The sequence below is a fragment of the Treponema sp. R8-4-B8 genome (genome assembly GCF_054786175.1).
In genome coordinates, this window is the sequence record NZ_BDHE01000484.1 from 191,002 (window position 1) to 208,328 (window position 17,327).

Genomic DNA, 17,327 nt, shown 5'->3' on the forward strand with positions numbered 1-17,327 from the left:
CAGCAACTTGATTTAATGACGTTTTAGGAGTCGTTGAACATGATATTGAAACTATAAAGAAAAAAAATCCTATAAAAATAAATTTGATGATATGTGTTTGTATTTTAATTTTTATACTCTCTTTTTTTCAGTAACGATGCGCGTTATTTTTTCTTTAAATGCCTCGCGTGAGAATTTCCGCACATGCGCGTTAAAGGTTTCGCGGTTGCGGAATTGTTCCTGACAAGCTTCAAAATGATCCATCGCTTTAATCAGCGATTGTGGAGTTTGTTCATCAAAGAAAATGCCCGTTACGCCGTCTTTTACCGTATCAAGCGCTCCGCCCGCGCGGTACGCTATTACAGGGCAGCCCGCCGCGTTAGCTTCTACTGGAATAATACCGAAATCTTCAATGCCGGGAAAAATCAGCGCGAGCGCCGATGAATAGAGTTTCAACGCTTCTTCATCAGAAACTCTGCCCTTGAAGGTAACAAGACCTGTTTTCTCATACTTGCGCCATTTTCTGTTTATTTTTCCAGCTCCCGCGGCTATAAGGCGCCTTCCGGAAGTGACACAGGCTTCTATTGCGAGGTCAGCGCGTTTATAACCGGTAAGCTGTCCAAAAAAAAGATAATAATCTTCAGGTTGCCGTTTTACGGAGAAGTATTTTTCTATGTCAACAGGCGGATAAACTACCGCCGCCTCACGGTTGTAACAGTGCCTAACGCGTTTGGCGACATAATTTGAATTAGCAATGAAGAAATCAACCTGATTGGCGGAAATCGCGTCCCAGAGCCTGAGTTTTGGCACGATGCGCTTCATGAAAAAGCGTACTAAAAAGCTAGTTCCTTTGAAATATTCGTGGTACATATCCCACAAGTAGCGCATGGGACTGTGGCAATAACATATATGATAGGCGTTAGGGTTGGGTATTACTCCCTTGGCAGGACCGGACTCGCTTGAGATGACAAGATCGTATGATTGCAAGTCGAAGTCATTAAGGGCGTTAGGCATAAGAGGCATATAAAGCTGGTAGAGTTTTTTTGCAAAGGGCAGGCGGTTTATATATGAAGTGATAATTCGCTTGCTTTTTATCAAAGAAGAAACGGCGTTAGGATTATATACATGAGTAAAAATATCCGCATAGGGAAAGATTTCAAGCAGAGACTCTATTACCTTTTCTCCGCCACGCATATTGACAAGCCAATAGTGGACAATTGCGACTCTCATTTAAATTCCTTAATAATAATTGAAAAAGTTTTTTCAAAAGTATATTTGTTTTTTAACTTATCGCTAAGACATATCGTATGTTGATTTCTACCTGATAAAATTTCCTGTAATTTATCATGCAAGTCGCGGCTGTCTCCCGCGTGAAAAAAAACAACTGGGAAGTCTGAAAAACTTTCCTTAAAAACGCTTATATCTGAAATGAGAACTTGGGTTCCACATAGCATCGCTTCAAGAGGAGGGTAGCCAAAGCCTTCATACAGGGAAGGCTGTACCAAAAGAGCGCTTTGTGCAAGGAGTTTCCATTTTTCATCATCGCTTAAAAAACCTGTAAAAGTAACTCCCTGATCTTTAAGACTGTTAAGGCGTTTTGAAATTTTCTTATCTCCAGATCGAAAGTTGCTCTGTGAGCCTACAATAATAAGTTCATAATTCAAGCCTTCTTTCCTACACTTCAAGAAAGCGTCAAGCAGTATGCTAAGCCCTTTATGTTTCTTAATATTCCCAATAAATAAAATATAATTCTTTTTTACAGTTTGATTTTCAAGATTTATGTGAGGCGCAATTACCGCGTTTGAAGCGTTAATTACATTTAATGATTCGCCAAGAAAGTGTTTAATTCTGGATTTTGAAAATTCTGAAACTGTAAATATTGCTTTAGAAAGACGCGCAGCCCTTTTATAAAAATACATACGCGCCCAAAGTCCCGGTATAGAAACAAGGTCAGGCATATCAGGAAAAAGTATATCATGAATTGTGGAATATACAGATATTTTTATGCCGTTTGGAACATTAAAATAGGGAGTGTAATAAATATCGCATGAATTTATTTTTTTTAGGATTGATTTTGGAAAAGCGAAAGTATCGCGAAGGGAAAAAGGTTTTATAGTACAATGCGCTATTTCAACGGTTTTATTTTGCGCTGATTGTCTTAAAATATTCTCATCGCCCAGAAGGGAAATTGAAGCGCCTGATGCGAGAAAAAAGGGAAGAAGCCCCTTAAAATAAACTCCTATTCCTCCGCTTGCATTGAGATGTCTGCAATCAAGAATTATTTTCATGGCAATGTATAATTTTCCCAGTTTGACGCTTCATAAATTGAATCATGAAGATACATCCATTGATTTTTTCTGATGTTAAAAACATATTTTCCATGATTAGCGGCCATTGGCGCGTGATATGTCGTAATTAATATTCCGTCATTTTTAGACAGCGTGGTAATAGGATTGCCGGTAAACGGGTTTGCGGGATTTTCCAATAAACCGTTAATCGTAAAAAAGGGAACGTCGGCATTTGTCATAAAATCATTGTTAATGGATAAAACGCCATGAGAATCAAAGTCTTTATATAGAAAAATAGGATTATATGATTCTCGAGTTTCACCTTTTATGGGTAACGGATCATCCGATATTAAGTTATAAGCGCCACTTCCATGATCGGCAATAATAATTATTCTTGTATTATCATAAACGCCATTATTGCGCAAGTAATCAAACCATTCGCCTAATTTTAATAAAAGGGCGGTATTTGAATGATACCTTCCAAAGGACGCGTATTTTCCATTTCCGATTGTTGACGGGATTTCAGAAGGCTTTAAGTCTTGTCCATGCAGCCATACTGAATCGTGAGTAGTTTCATTTGTTATTAGAAGCGCCGTATTTTCAGAGGCGTCAAAGGAAGTAAGGTTTGGCAAGAAATCCATGATTGCGTACGAATTTATAAAGTTAATAATTGATCTGCCCATATTATCCGTATTCCAATACCAGCCAGCGTCATAAATAATAAGGCGTAAAAGCGGATTATTCATTTTTAAAATGGAAAACCATATAATATTGCGCTTTATTCTTGGATATGTATATTCCTTTTTGTCAGGTTCGTTTTTTTCATACCATAAACTTGTATAGCGCCGGATAATATTAAAAGCTTTTATTTTATCATATTTTTCATATATGGAGATATCAGGTATCCATGAATAATTTGCCCAAGAAGGATCGGTCACTGTGACGTTAAAACCCGCCTTTACAAGCAGTAATGGAGTTGTCAAAAGCGCCTGATTATGTTTCTCGACAAGGGGAACGTCGCTTTTACTGTTCATTTCAAACGGAGTATACTCATATCCTCCCCAAATGGGAGGCGCTCCCATTAATGTATGGCCTGAAAATGAAGCTGTGTTCTTATAAAGAGTGAAACCGTCAAATTGTTTTTCAAGTTGCGGATGTTCGTCGAAAATAAGAGGCACAAATCCATTAATCGCGGCGTCAGCCATAAAAACAATTACATTTTTATTTTCTTTTGAAAGGCTGAAAACAGGTTCAAGCGACGTTTTTTCCGGAGTATTAGCCATTTTTACGCTCAACAGGGTATATGCTTTTTTAATTTTTACAATATTGGATATGGAAATAACGGCAAGCGAAAATATTAATATAGATAAAAAAGAATTTAAATATGTAATTTTACATTTATTGATAATAAAAAATAAAATAAATAGTAATAGAAGAGGGGTAATTATTGAAAGAACGGCCTGAATAATGCTGACCCCAAATACGCCGGTAGTATTAAAATTAAAAAGGGTATTTATTGTGCCATAGTCCCCGCTGAAAGCGACAGTATAGATTGAAAAGATTAACGCGAGAAAAACAAGAATAAAACTCAAAAAAGCTTTTATTTTATCAGAAAACAGCAAAAAGACGCTAATAGGCCAAATAATGAAAAATCCAAAATAAAATAAATTTGAATGAATAATGTAGTTAAATGGGGAAGCGTGATTTTCTATATAGCAAAATTCATCAGGCGAAGACGCGATAACGGATGATGGAATATAAAGACCGGCAAGCAAAAACAGCGTAAAACATGAAAGTATTAGGAGGATAATCATGTTATTTTTATTTTGAAATAATTTTATTAAAATATGTTTATATAGATAATCAAAACCTTTTAGAAATAACGGTAAAAAATAGAAAAGCGAAATAATTATCGCGGTAAGAAGCCTTAGTTTAAACACGCGTGTTTTCATGCGAAATAACAAATAAAAAATAAAAAGCGAAGAAACAACGCAGAAAATAATATATAAAACTTTTAACGGATTTTTTATTTTATAAAAAATATTCTTGATAAGAGAAAAAATATTATTAAGCGTCCAATATATAACAAGAGCCGCAGGCGAATTATAAAGCAATATCAGGAAGAGGGCGGCCATTCCATAAACTTGTATTTTATCGCGGGCTGGAAGGTTATGAGTGTAAACGACTCCCGCCGCGCAGTTAATAAGAGTCATCGCTATAGGGAGAATATTTACGGAAAGATTGCCAATATGAAAAAGAGAATCAGGAAGGCTTATGTCTTTTATGGAAAAAAAACGTACCCCTTGCAAGGCCTCAAGATTTGAAAGAAATGAATACGCGGCGATGAAAAACGGAATCTGAACTATAAGCCCGATAGAGCTTCTAAGAGAATAAAGAGGATGATAATGATTCTGACGGTAAAATGTGGAAAGAATCATAAATTGCTCGTCGCCTGAAAAAACGGATTTTATCTTTTTTATAGCGGGTTTTAACCGTTTGATTGTATCGCGTTCAATAATCTGCCATCGTTCCGCCATTATATACAATGGAAGCGATAAAAAAGAAACAATCATGCTGACTCCCAAGACGGAAAATGCCGCGTTTTTAAAAACTTTAAAAAAGAAGACATAAACAAATTCTATTATTTGAACAATAGGAGTAATGATAACCGTATAAAGAATATCAGCCATTTGCAATTCCCCTCATGAATTCAAAAATCCGTTTTCCTGCCTCGCCGGGATACTGCCATGCCGTTTCTCGGGCATTCTTACGGGCAGATTTTAAACCTTCGCTGTCTCCCGCTTTTTTAATAATTTCAGCAATATTTGAAAAATGTTCCTCTCTCAACTCAATACCCGCTTCCTTGATTGTTTTAAACTGCCACAACTCGTGGTCAAGATCATCCGCGTCATAGGGGCGCATGTCAAAATCCTGACTAACATACAATACCGGCTTGTCGCAAAGGAACATATAATCAAAAATAATACCGGAAAAATCGGAAATCATTATATCGGCTTTATTAAGGGAATAAATATTTTCACGTTCATAATCCCATTCAATGTTACTCAATTCTTTGTAACGCGCTTGCAATCGTTCAAGCATCGCGGCTTCCGATTTTTGTGATTGGGGATGAGGACGGATAATGACGCGCCACTCTGATGCGGAAAGAGGATCGAGCAATTTTTCACCGTAACGGGTCAAAAGCGCCGAGGGACCCCATGAAGGGGAAACAAGCGCGGTAAATGGATGATTTTCTTCAGATGGAATGTTTTTAATTTTTTCAGCGTATACGTCAAGATATGTACATCCTACAGTGAGGAGTTTCTTTTCAGGAATGTTACGCTGACGCTCAAGAGTTCTTATATCCTCAGCCTGATAATCGCCTGTTAAAAGTACGGAATCAAAATAATCAATTCCAAAAAGACGGTACATAGTCGCGTCGCTTGGAGCGTGAAGAATATGCGAGTAATGTTTGACCATTTTTGAACGCTTTAGCTGGTATACGTCAAGACATGGAGTAGTCATAAGACAGACTCCGGCGCGAAGCATATTAAGGCGTGCGAAAGCGCGGTTACCTTCGCCGATAAATTCAGTTTTGACAAAGTTCCATGTGGCATTAAATACAGGATCATCCTGCGCCGAAGTCAGGTACAGAAGAGAAGTTTTCTGACTTTCAAATTCGTCAAGGACAGGCTTAAAAACATTCCAATACTGTTTACCTTCGTTATAGATGACAAAAGGATGCTCGGAAGACGTGGCACTTACGGTTTTTCCGCCTGAAAAAAACACTTTCAGTTTTATTATTAACGCGCGGCCTAGAAAATAAACCGTCGCCGCTGCCCCTATTAAAATTGAGAATAACGCGCTTCCCGTTCCAGGGTCAATATACAGAAGAGGAATATTCATTTTTTCTCCTTTTTCCAATTGTTTGGATCAAATATATTATCATGGATGCTTAACCATTGATCATCAGCAATTTTAAATTGCAAGGCATTTGCGCTTGTGATGATGACGCCATTTTTTTTATTTATTGTAACAGGATTGTTAGAGAAAGGATTTTTTGGATTATCAATTAATTCATTCATCGCGATAACCGGAACATCCCCATGCGTCATAAATGCCACATCCGTAAAAATGCCTCCATGTGAATTAAAATCTTTTACCATAAGAAGCGCATGATAACTTGAAAGCCAGTTATTATTAGGTAAAAGAAAATTACCAGTATACTTTACTTTTACGGAAACTCCATGATCAGAAACAATAATAATCCGGGTATTATCATAAATATTCTGTTCCTGTAAAAACTTGAACCATTTTCCCAAAAGAATAAATGAAGCCATTATAGAGTGATAAGTTTTTTCTTCTGCAAAAGGCCCATAACCTCGGTTAGTAACATCCATTTTAGGAATATAATCGGGATATTGAAATATGGCGCTATCATGCGTTAGCTGGTTCACAATTGCCATATAAGTATTAACCGTATCATCTGAAATATCAGTGATCAAAGGTAAATAATCAAGAGTAGTGTAACTGTCAATCGTATCCAACGAGATCTGTTCGGAAGAGTTTTTTTGCACTTTAAGCCAGTCTGCCCTGTCATAAATAAATATTCTAAACGCCGGTAGGGAAATTTTTAAAAAAGAAAAACGAATTAACAGTTCCTGTAAAATTTCAGGAACAGATAAAATTTTAAGTTCAGGGTGAGAACGCAGCCACATTCCGGTATAATTACCTAAGATATTCATGGCAGTAATTTCGGGATAAGGGGCAAAAACGCTTAAATCGGGCTTCCAGCTATAATTTGCAAAAACAGGTTCTATAACGGTAACGCGGAAACCGTTATTCAGAAAAATACGCGGCATCATTAAAAGTGCTTCGTTATGTTTTTGCATCGCATAGGAACGGTCTTTCTGAATAAAACGCGGTTCATATTCATAGCCGCCAAACAGTACCGGAGCGCCAATTCTGGTATGGCGACCGAAACTGATACAGTTGGGATAATAGGTAAAACCTGAATAATCTTTTACAAGTTCCGGTTTTTCATCGAATATATAAGGAACGTAGCCTGAAATAGCCGCGTCAAGCATAATGACGATAACATTTTTTCCGTTTTTGGAAAAACGATAAACTGTATCAGGCTTTTGTGAATAAGCCGCGTTAATGCCTGATTTTCGTCTTTGATTATCATAATTTAAAAAATCACGGTTAATTTTGAAAACATTGTAGACGCCGAAAAAAACAAGAGCTGTAAGAATAATTAATTGAAAAGAATAAAAAATAAATTTTCTTTTGGTTAAAAGAAGGTAAGTAAATCCGCATAACAGGCAGATTGTGGCAAGACCGCTTAAAATAATGATTTTGTATTTTGATTCAAATGTATCGGGATTGGAAAACCTGAATGAAGTGGTAAGAAAACCGTAATCGCCAGGGAAAATAAATGTATCAATAAGAGCCGTAACAGAAATGAGCGAAAAGATCAGGGTAAGGCCGTATTTAACTTTTTTTGGAAAAAGATAAAAAACGCAAAGAGGCCATAAAAGAAAAAGCCCCGCAGACTGAATAAAAACTGAAAATATAAAAGGGAGCGGGGTAGTATAGGGATCATGAAAAGAAAATTCCTGTACCGAAGACGCTATAAGTGAGCCGGGAATAACAAGACCGCAAAGGATAAAAAGTATGCACGCCGAAAGAATAAAAGTTTTGTTGTTAGATAGAGAATTCTGTTCCGGTTGAATTAATGTCGAAAACTTTTTTGTACAGTACTTATAAAATCTGATGAAGAGCGGAACAAAGAAAATCAAAGAACATAAGCCTGCGACAAATAAACGCTTGGGGGAGAAACCGAGATGGATAAAACGTATATCAATAATCAAGACGCAAAGGCAGAGAAAACAGTATACTATTTTTTTCGCGTGTTTTGTCTTAGCCAGAATGTTTCTAATAAGTGATAATATATTATTCATGGTCCAGTAAAGAACCATGCCGGACGGCGAATTGTAAAGTAAAACAAGAAAAACTAAAGCCATGCCGTAAACTTGAATTTTTTCACGGACGGCTAATCCCTTTGTATATACCGCTCCTGAAACGCAGTTAATAAGCGTCATAACAACGGGAAGCAAGTTAAGATAAAAGCCGCCGAAAGACAAAAGCCTGTCAGGAGCGCCTAAATCCTTTATGAAAATAAAAGACGCTCCTTTTATAAATTCCAGATTTGAAAGATACGCGTATGCCGCGATGAAAAAGGGAACCTGTATAAAAACCCCAAGAGAACTTCTGAGGGCGTAAATCGGATGGTAATGATTCTGCCTGTAATAGGCTGAAAGAACCATATACTGTTCATCGCCTTTAAAAACAGATTTTATTTTTTTTACTTTAGGATATAACTTTGCCTGCAATTCTCTTTCAATTTGCTGCCATTTTTCCGCTATAAAATAAAGAGGCATAGTGCATGCCGTAATGGTGGCGCTTACTCCGAATATGGCAAGCGCTTTATCTTTAAATATTCGGTAAACAATTACAAATGATATTTCAACAATTTGTACCAGAGGAAAGATAAAAAGGTTGTACAAAAAATCAATCATTTAATATTTATTCATAAAAATATTTTTAAAGCAATCAGCAAGTTTATTATTATCGTCTTTATTCCGTATGGCGATTCTGATAAAAGAATCATCGGTAATTCCGGTTTTACCGGTAAGATCTTTGATAAAAATATCATGTTCAACAAGCAGACGTTCAGTCAATGCGGGAGCGGAAATTCCATGCAATTTACACAAAAAATAATTTGCCTGGGAAGGATAGACACGCAAAGGTTTAATTTCATCAAGCAAACCCTTAAAATTAATTCGCTCTGTGGCGATATTTTCACAGGACTTTTTATATTCTTTTTGATACTTGCCGATGATTTGTAAAAAATATTCACCAAAAGAGTTAATGTTCCATATTGAAAGATTTTTTCTTATTTGCATGATTAAATTTTCATCGCCGCAGGCTAACGCGCCTAAACGGATTCCGGGAATGCCGTAACTTTTGCTTAACGATTTTATTATGATAACATTTGGATAATCATTTAAAATATCCTGACATAGCAATGACGGGTTTTTTTCAATATCCGCGAAATCAATAAACGATTCGTCAAGTATCAACATTTTTCCATGCTGTTTAAGTTCTGCGGCAAGATTTATTAAATCGTCCCGTGGAATAAAATTGCCTGACGGATTATCAGGATTGATAAGAAGAATAACATCGCAATTTTTTGAAAAAGTTTTTAGATCATCCGCAGTATATGAAAAATCGCGGGGAATAAATTGTACGATTTCATTTTTACCGCGCCCGATAGAATTGGCGGCTATAAAACTTTCCGCGTATTCGTTAAAAGTAGGATATGTTATTCCTATTTTTCCATTTACTGCCGACACAAGAGCGCGAATTAATTCCGCCGCCCCGTTGCCTATAAGTATTTGAGTTTCTTCAATATTATAGAGTTTTGCTCCCAGCAAATTTTGAGTGTTTTGCCCCGATGGATATGAAGAAAGAAGATCGGAAAAATACGCTTTTAATTCAGATAACATTTGCGATGAAGGAAAATATGGGTTTACAAGATAGCAAAAATCAAGCATTGAAGGATAACGCCAATATCCGCCATAAGCGTTTTGAATCCGTTTGAGTTTTTCTTTTGGAGAATCGCAAAAAATAGTTTCAGCGATATTTTTATCTTGTATATCGTCAATTTCATACCATTTTTGGCCTGTTAAAACAAACGCTTTTAACTCGCTCTTGTCAAGAGTAGCGATAACGCGCAAAACCTGCTCATAATATTCATTATTGCCCATTGTGCGCGAATAAGCCTCAAGGAACGGAACATAGGTATTTTGCGAAAAATTACGTGAAAATTTGTAAATATTGACGGTCTTGTAATATGAGTCTTTCTCGTTAAATGTAAAAAGTTTCTTGGGAATGAACGCCGCAATTTCACTGTTTTCGGTAATCTGTACGACAGTCCCGTCCATCCACGACTCAAAACGCGCGACTGCGGCAATTGTCGGGTTGGAATTGGAAAGCATATCGGAAATTAAGCGGCTCTCAAAAATCAAATCACTTTCTAAAAGAAGCGTATCGTCATGAAGCAAGTAATCTTTCGCCAAATAAAGCGAATAAATATTATTGGTTTTGTCATAAATATCATTTGACACATAAATAATTTCGATATTTTTATAACTGTTTCCTAAAAAAGCGATAACATTTTCTTTCTTATATCCGACAACAAAAATACATTTACGAATCCCCGCCTTGTCTAAAGCGTCAAGAGCTCGTTCGGCAAGTGTTTTTCCGTTTATTGGAAGCATGCACTTAGTGTTGTTCTTTGTGTATTTACCGAGCCTGTTTCCCATGCCCGCGGCAAGAATAATCGCCTGCATTACAACTCCTTTATAAGATATTATTGCGTGTTAATCGACTTCAATCTTCAAATAACGATTAAAAATCTCATCAAGTTTCTTTAACCGGTTTTCATACATTTGCGGAATAAGAAACTTCATTGTCTCATTTGACGCTTTTCTATCAAAACCATTATATCTAAATAATGACGCGAGTATTTTAAGCGTAGTTAACGCCTCTTTATGAGATTTATATACATAAAGTTTTTTATCATAATCTTTATTTTGAATGTCGCCATACGCTTTAATAAGTATTGGTATGCCTAATTGCATTGGAAGTAAAATTTTAGCGGAAAATGACGTTTGTCTTAACAGGTATGTAAAATGTTTTGAATAAGGAATAATAACAACAAAAGAAGATAAAATAATTTTTTGATATTCATTAAAATCAAGATAACCTTTAAAAATAATATTTTTCTGGTGAATTCTTATCCTTTGAATTCCTATTACATAAAAAATATAATCAGGATGATTTATTGCCATTTTTTTTAATAATTTCAGGTCGATTCCTCCGCCAATAATTACAAACTGTTTTTTAGGATATATAGGATTTGATTCCTGATATGGAATGAAACCTGAATGAAAGTATGTAATTTTATCTTTATATTTAACTGGAAAATATTGTTCTTTAAGCGCGCTTGTAACAAAGACTGACTTTTTTATAACATTTTCTTCGAGTAATTTATAAAAACGCCTGTTTGAATTAAAACATATAAAAATTGGATCAGACTGGCGATAAATTATTTTATTGGAAATTTCAAGAGAAAAATATATAGGCAGACCGGATTCAAGAACGACATAATCATACTGGGAGAAATCAACAGGAGTTTGTTTCCTAATTAAAAAGCGGAAATAAGCAAGAAGAATAAATGAAGGGAAAATAAATTGTATTATCTTATAATAAAGCCTGATAGGGTCGTAAGTATAAAGCTGGCGTATATTCACGCTGACTTGCTTGGGGGAATATTTTTTTCGGGTAAAAAAAACAAGGTGATCTACCGAATGTTTATTTTCAGCAAGATAAAAAGTTATCATATCAATACCGCGGTTGGTTTTTTTATATTCACGGTCGCTGACAACAAGAAATTTCACAACTTAAAAACCTTATCCGTTTCTATAGAAATATTTTTAACGGCGTTTCTGGTGTCTACAACTAACTGCGCTTTTTTTACGATATAATCGACATTAAAGCAGGAATGGTTAGTTGTAAACACGACGCAATCGGCGGAGCTAAGAAGTTCGTCGGTGGGCAAAACGCCTGTGTAATGATTTCCATGCTCATCTGTAACGTCTAATATATAAGGATCATGATAAAAAACTTTCGCTCCTTTTTTTGCGACTTGTTCCATTACCAACAGGGCTGGGCTTTCTCGCGCGTCGTCAATATCGGGTTTATAGGCAATGCCAAGAAATAAAACAGTAGAACCGTTTAACGCTTTCTTATGCCGGTTTAAGGCAAAAGAAATTTTGTTCATAATGCGGTAAGGCATGAAATCATTGATAGCTCCGGCGGTATGGATCATGGAAAGTTCAAAATTAAAGTTTTTAGCTATATGCTCAAGATAAAAAGGATCGAGCGGGATGCAATGTCCGCCTATGCCGGGACCTGGATAAAAAGCCTGAAAACCGTAAGGCTTTGTCTTTGCCGCTTCTATAGCTTCCCAAATGTCAATATCCATTTTGCCGGCGAGAAGTGCAAGTTCGTTAATAAGGGAAATGTTTACAAGCCGGTATGTATTCTCAAGAATTTTTACCATCTCGGCAATTCGCGGCGAGGACACGATATGCAGGTGTTGTATCGCAAGACCGTAAAGGGCGGCGGCTATTTGTTTTGCTTCTTCTCCAAGGGCGCCTACAACTTTTGGAGTGTTATCTGTTTTATAGTCTTTGTTTCCGGGATCAATCCGTTCCGGGCTGAAACATAACCAAAAGTTTTTTCCTTCAAGTAATCCCGATTCATTCTCAATAATCGGTTTCATAAAATTCTCTGTCGTTGTAGGATAAGTGGTGCTTTCAAGGCTGATAAAAGTGCCCGTTTTCATATTCCTGCCAATATCAATGCAAGATTGTTCAATGCAGCTCATATCCGGTTTTTTAAATTTATCCAGCGGCGTAGGCACGCAAATTATTACCGCGTCACACTCTTTTATACGCGAAAAATCAACCGTCGCTGAAAACATTTTTGTTTCAGAAACAACTTTTTCTAAATCCGAATCATCCACATCGCTGATATAATTTTGCGCCTTATTCACAGCGTCAGTTTTTTGGGAACTTTTTTCAAAACCAAGCACAGATACGCCATTACGGGCAAATGTAACCGCAAGTGGAAGCCCCACATACCCAAGACCTATTATTCCGATTTTAACTTTTTTTTCGGAGATTTTTTTTAGTATTTCCGCGTTTGCCATTATTGTCCTCCTTTGCCATAAATTTCCATGCGGGAATCACATCAATATTTTTTCCTTTAGTTTTAATTATATCCTCAGTATCGAATGTAATGATAGTACCATAATCCAAATCAAAAAAATCCATAGCCGCAATCAAACCGTTAATTTCCCGATCCTGATTATCATGCGTCAGTTCCCAACAAACCTGAAAACAGGAAGGGTTATTACGCGATGAAAATATAAAATCACATTCACCGCCGCTTTTGCCGGTAAAATAGTAAATTCCCATCTCCGACGGTAAAGCGGAACTGCCGGCTTTGGCCCGTAAGACGTTATATACGCAATTTTCAAGCAGGGCGCCCAAATTGCCGCTAAATGAAACGGCGCTTGTTTTTATAAGTCCCGTATCCGCTATATACGCCTTTTTAGGCGCAAGATTCTGAGCCTTGACAGACCAAGCGAAACGGGGCAAAAGGCTTATAAGGTAAGACGCCTCAAAAAAGGAGATATACTCCAAAACCGTAGTAGGCGATTTGACGCCCGCAACGCTTGTCAGTTTGCTTGGCGAAAAAAGCTGGGCCGGATTTGACACAAGATAAACAAACAAACGCTGTAATGACGAGGCATCGCGAATTCCGTACCGCACCGCAATATCTCGGTACAAAATATCCGACTGCAACTGGGTCAGAATATTTGTATTGCCGGTTTTTAAATATTCAGGAAAGCCGCCTTTTTCAATATAATTTGACAGGGACTGCGAGCCGGGATTAACTTCCGTAAACTTGCAAAATTCCATGTAAGAAAAAGGAAAAAGCTCTTTTGACAGATGCCGCCCCGTCAAACGGCTTCCAAGTTCCCGGCTTAAAAGTGAAGCGTTTGAACCTGTAATGACAACCTGAAAACCTTCGTCAAGTTTTTGCCGGACGTATAATTCCCACCGTTGCGCCGATTGAATTTCATCAAAAAAAATCAATTTTGCGCCTGATTCGGCAATAACTTTATCTATAAGCCCGAAATCCGCATGGGAAAAAGCCGCAAGGCGGATATCGTCAAAATTTAAGTAATAGTAAGGCCTTTTTAATTTATGTACAAATTGCCGGAGCAGAGTACTTTTCCCGCACCGCCTTATGCCGCATACGACCAGCGCGTGGCTTTTTATGTCCGGAAGTTCAGACAATGATTTGCGTATAAGTCCCTGTTCCTGCTCCTCCAACTTTACTCTTTGAGTGGCGCTTATATCCTGTATTTCTAATAACTTCATAGTATTAGTATACACTAATACAAGACAATATTCCAGTAGTAATGGAGTAAATATTCCAGTTAAAATGTATTAATTATTGCAGTAGTAATGGAATATTTATTTCAGTAGTAATGGAATAAATATTTCAATAGTAATGGAATATATTTCTTCATAAAATCATTTATCTTTTTTTGAGTACGGTTTCCATTGGAATATGGCTATTTTCTAATATATTCCAAAACAGCGTTATACAATTTTTCCTGATAATTCAAACCTATAAATTCAGTGTTATGCCACAATAATACAAGTTCCCCATTATGTTTATAGACTTGATCAATTATTTCTTTACATGTGCTTAAAGCATTTTCATAATCAAAATTCATGTACTTTTTAAGGCTAAGAGTACATTCCATAATTTCCAGTGGATGAATCATTACATTAGTTAATTCTTTTATCTTGGGATTGATGAACCTGTATGGACGACAAGTCCCAACCCTGAACCCCGCGCTGTCTGCGTAAGATAAGGTAAAATCATCAGTAATTCCCGCCTGTTCCATAAATATTACGTCTTCCGGTTCTCGCCATTGCAGATAATGATGACGGCTGACAACATTGGCGTCACTCAATATTTTTTTTAACTTTTTTACTTCATATTTTATTCTTTTTGGGTTTTTACCGGCTTCGTAACTTATATGCAGTCCTAATTTTGCGCCTTCTTTAATTAGCGTGTTAATTAAGCGGTTCATTTTTTTTGAAAAAAAATTATAGTATTTTGAATTAAAGAATGAGCCTGCTGTTAGAAAAAAATATACGCTCTCTACCGTTACATCAGGCAATGATTCACGCAAAATTTTATCATAGTTAATAATTTTTGGAAACGTATAATACTCATCATACCGTTCATTTAAATATTTTTTAAAAGGAGAAGATGAATAATTGTATTTTAACAGATTCTTAAGGTATTGTTTGCATACTGTTTGAAGGCGGCTAAAATGGAACGGTTCGTCAACGTCATGGGTAAGGCGTATTTTACCAAATCCTTTATTTTCGGCAGTAACATTCACTCCGATTTCACGTAACCATTTGCGGAGCAGTATACCGTATTCATCAACCAGCGGCCTATTTCCGTAACCTTGTTGAAAAACAATGGAATCTTTCGCTAAAAACCTGCCATGCTCATCACGGCATTCAGGTTTTAATATCTCTTCATAACGGGAAAGCAAGAAAAAAGAAGAAGCGATAATATCGGCGTATATTATTAATTTTCCGTTTTGTCTTTCTATTTTTGAACTGCCAAAAAGCACAGGGATACTATCAACTTGAAAAAAAGGAGTTTCAGGCAAGTTTTTTATTTCAAAGTTAAAAAAAGCCGGAACAATAATAATTTTCGCGTTAGCGGAAACATCTTCAATTTTTCCATAATGGACAACGCTTGATTCTGATACGTGAAAACGGGCGAGGAAATCAATAATATATGCCGTTATTTTATCCAAATAATATTCTCATAATAAAACAAATCAAACTTTTTACGTTATTATCTTCCAATACCCGCCTTTATCCGGCCCCACGCGCTCAATTAACCTTTTTTCTTTTAATTTGGAAAGATTATATTCTATGCCGCGCCTTGTTAATCCTGTAATTTCCGACAATTCAACCTGTGTTATTTGTGGATTATTTGTAATGGCTTCCATGATTTTCTCCACAGTTTTCTCCACAGTTTTCTCCACAGTTTTCTCCACAGTTTTTGTCGAATTAGCGTTTTGTTTTATTCCTATTTCATTTCTTTGATGTTTCTGGGTTGTTTTTATACCGTTTTCATCAACTTTTTCATTTAGAAAAAACGTAGCTTCCGAATAATCAATATTCGTATCAAATTCCACTTTATACTTCCATGCAAGCATTTTATCATATCCGAAACCGGCGTTTTCAGCCAGTTTTGCCCAACGAAACATTCTTGCAATCACAGGATTTCGAGGTTTGGAAATGGCGGTTTTATGCCACTCTAAAATATTAATATCAAATCTTCCGGGATTTTGAAAAACAATTCTATTACTGAAAACTCTTATTGTTGAATGAATTACGCTAAAATAATCAGCGTGCATTAACATGTTTACAAATCCTTCCCGCAAGGCATCCAACTGGATATTATCTTCATACGCAAATCCGTTATCACCCATTTTAAAAGGATTGTCGGCATAGTTTCTAAGCCTTTGAATAAGTACATTATAATATTCCCATAAATTTTCTTGCTCTTGAATACGAAACGTATATCTCGTTTGAGCATCCGAGTAGGAAGTACCGGGGATTTCAATATAATCAACCCAAAAATCACTGAATTTCCGACGTATAGAATCTGCTTTTCCAAGAACCAATAAACCGCCGTAAGTTGGCACTCCATTTTTTGTAACGCCTAATTTCTCGCAAAATTCCGCGTCAGAAAGATCATTATAGAGCATCTGCGGGTTCTGATTTTTAACTCTGTTTCTGTAAGTATTCAGTGATCCATTATTTAGATCATTAAAATTGAACCCGTCAACAATCAAATCGGAACGTATGCCGAATGATTGCTCGCGAAACAACGCGTTAATTTCTGAATCTGTCGCGCGTTGGTCACCGCTTGCGGTGCGAACAAATGTATTTGACAGTGAATTGAAATATACCGGTTTTTGTTCAGAAGACGAAATGAAAAACGCCAAAACTATTTTTTCGTCTATGTTGTACTTTTTACATATAGGATTAATCAAGACATTAAATTTACTGCGACTGCGCAGTACAGTAGTAAAACTTTGTTCTATTTTTTCCGGTTTTTCAACTCCGCATATTTCAAACTTTTTCCCTGTTTGTGATACGCCTAAAACAATCCAGCCCCCTGAAGAATTGGCAAACGCGGAAACTGTTTCCCAAATATTCTTTGGAAGCTCGGAATGAGCTTCCTTAACTTCAAAGTCATCCCATTCAATATCAGCTAAACGTAATAGCAGTTCGGATTTATTCATTT

General features: G+C 36.5%; 11 protein-coding genes. All 11 read right to left on the bottom strand.

The genetic code is table 11. From position 1 onward, the window contains the following. Positions 1 to 111 precede the first annotated feature (111 nt). A complete protein-coding gene (locus tag ACYVRA_RS12015) occupies positions 112 to 1,209 on the bottom strand; it encodes a glycosyltransferase (RefSeq protein WP_461252948.1) in 1,098 nt (365 codons plus the stop codon). Further along, entirely contained in the window at positions 1,206 to 2,267 is a 1,062-nt protein-coding gene (locus ACYVRA_RS12020) for a glycosyltransferase family 4 protein (protein WP_461252949.1), read from the bottom strand. Before ACYVRA_RS12020 ends, ACYVRA_RS12015 begins: the two co-directional genes overlap by 4 nt. After that, on the bottom strand, positions 2,264 to 4,957 hold the full coding sequence (locus tag ACYVRA_RS12025; RefSeq protein WP_461252950.1) for a YidC/Oxa1 family membrane protein insertase: 2,694 nt from the start codon (positions 4,955 to 4,957) through the stop codon (positions 2,264 to 2,266). Before ACYVRA_RS12025 ends, ACYVRA_RS12020 begins: the two co-directional genes overlap by 4 nt. After that, a complete protein-coding gene (locus ACYVRA_RS12030; RefSeq protein ID WP_461252951.1) occupies positions 4,950 to 6,173 on the bottom strand; it encodes a CDP-glycerol glycerophosphotransferase family protein in 1,224 nt (407 codons plus the stop codon). The genes ACYVRA_RS12025 and ACYVRA_RS12030 overlap by 8 nt, the downstream gene beginning before the upstream one ends. Next, entirely contained in the window at positions 6,170 to 8,848 is a 2,679-nt protein-coding gene (locus ACYVRA_RS12035; protein ID WP_461252952.1) for a YidC/Oxa1 family membrane protein insertase, read from the bottom strand. The genes ACYVRA_RS12030 and ACYVRA_RS12035 overlap by 4 nt, the downstream gene beginning before the upstream one ends. Beyond that, the gene (locus tag ACYVRA_RS12040) at positions 8,849 to 10,684 is read right to left on the bottom strand and encodes an aminotransferase class I/II-fold pyridoxal phosphate-dependent enzyme (protein WP_461252953.1); all 1,836 of its coding nucleotides are present in this window, start codon (positions 10,682 to 10,684) and stop codon (positions 8,849 to 8,851) included. Positions 10,685 to 10,714: 30 nt separating this feature from the next. Next, positions 10,715 to 11,794, bottom strand: a complete 1,080-nt coding sequence (locus ACYVRA_RS12045) for a glycosyltransferase family protein (RefSeq protein ID WP_461252954.1) — start codon at positions 11,792 to 11,794, stop codon at positions 10,715 to 10,717. After that, positions 11,791 to 13,110 carry a nucleotide sugar dehydrogenase gene (locus ACYVRA_RS12050; RefSeq protein ID WP_461252955.1) on the bottom strand — a complete coding sequence of 440 codons (1,320 nt, stop codon included), beginning with the start codon at positions 13,108 to 13,110 and terminating at the stop codon, positions 11,791 to 11,793. Before ACYVRA_RS12050 ends, ACYVRA_RS12045 begins: the two co-directional genes overlap by 4 nt. Further along, on the bottom strand, positions 13,064 to 14,350 hold the full coding sequence (locus tag ACYVRA_RS12055; RefSeq protein WP_461252956.1) for an ATP-binding protein: 1,287 nt from the start codon (positions 14,348 to 14,350) through the stop codon (positions 13,064 to 13,066). Before ACYVRA_RS12055 ends, ACYVRA_RS12050 begins: the two co-directional genes overlap by 47 nt. Positions 14,351 to 14,547: 197 nt before the next feature. Then, entirely contained in the window at positions 14,548 to 15,822 is a 1,275-nt protein-coding gene (locus ACYVRA_RS12060) for a polysaccharide deacetylase family protein (RefSeq protein WP_461252957.1), read from the bottom strand. Positions 15,823 to 15,855: 33 nt separating this feature from the next. Then, positions 15,856 to 17,325, bottom strand: a complete 1,470-nt coding sequence (locus ACYVRA_RS12065) for an RNA-binding domain-containing protein (RefSeq protein WP_461252958.1) — start codon at positions 17,323 to 17,325, stop codon at positions 15,856 to 15,858. Between the last annotated feature and the right edge of the window lie 2 nt (positions 17,326 to 17,327).